This is a genomic window from Pseudoduganella guangdongensis, assembly GCF_009857475.1.
Taxonomy (GTDB): Bacteria; Pseudomonadota; Gammaproteobacteria; order Burkholderiales; family Burkholderiaceae_D; genus Rugamonas; species Rugamonas guangdongensis.
The window spans coordinates 1-306 of sequence record NZ_WWCJ01000066.1; the positions used below are offsets into that span (position 1 = coordinate 1).

Genomic DNA, 306 nt, shown 5'->3' on the forward strand with positions numbered 1-306 from the left:
CCTTCTATGAACCAGAAACTGACTATTCCAACAGTCAGACAACCTTCCGCGATCCGTCCCCCCATCGCATCATACGACGGTGCAGGAATATTAACCTGCTTCCCATCAGCTACGCATCTCTGCCTCGCCTTAGGGGCCGACTCACCCTGCTCCGATGAACGTTGAACAGGAAACCTTGGGCTTACGGCGTGCGGGCTTTTCACCCGCATTATCGCTACTCATGTCAGCATTCGCACTTCTGATACCTCCAGCATCCTTTACAAGACACCTTCGCAGGCTTACAGAACGCTCTCCTACCATATCCTT

At 52.6% G+C, this 306-nt stretch carries 1 rRNA gene; it reads right to left on the reverse strand.

The features are described 5' to 3' along the window. A 23S ribosomal RNA gene (locus tag GTP41_RS26860) occupies positions 1 to 306 on the reverse strand; the annotation flags it as partial.